The sequence below is a fragment of the Mesorhizobium sp. M7A.F.Ca.CA.004.04.2.1 genome (assembly GCF_004022825.1).
Taxonomy (GTDB): Bacteria; Pseudomonadota; Alphaproteobacteria; order Rhizobiales; family Rhizobiaceae; genus Mesorhizobium.
Map to the genome: position 1 here is coordinate 1 of NZ_RZPH01001793.1, position 446 is coordinate 446.

1 pseudogene is annotated in these 446 nt (G+C 65.0%); it reads right to left on the reverse strand.

Annotated elements, in window-relative coordinates:
- A pseudogene (locus tag EN893_RS37605) lies at positions 1-446 on the reverse strand (MOSC domain-containing protein); the annotation flags it as partial.

A 446-nucleotide genomic window follows, 5' to 3' on the forward strand; every position in this document is an offset into this window, starting at 1 on the left:
GCTTGCGGCCGATCCATTCCGTCTCCGGAAACGACCCTTCGAGTGCCGCCATGTCGACGACGATGTTGGGACGAAAACGGCGCGGATCGGGGGTGCCTTCCGGATGCAATGCCTTCAGGCGCGCCAGCGAAGCCGTGGTCAACAGATGGATCGGCGCCTTGCGATAACGCTCCGCCGTCAGCGGGCCGGAATAGTCAGGCGCGGCATTCTCGCGACGAAACGGCCGGATCGAGGCCTCGAAGCCGAGATAGGCCGATACCGCGCGGTCGCTCTCGATACTTGGCGCAGCCAGCCAGTTGCCCTCGGGAACGGCAATCTCGAGTTCCAGGGTCGGCGACAGCCGGGTTCGGATGCGCGGCACCTTGTGCCATTTCGGGTCGCGGTCCGGTCGCGCGATCTCATTGTCGGACGCGTCGACAAGGCCGAACATGCGGTCGCCCTTAATG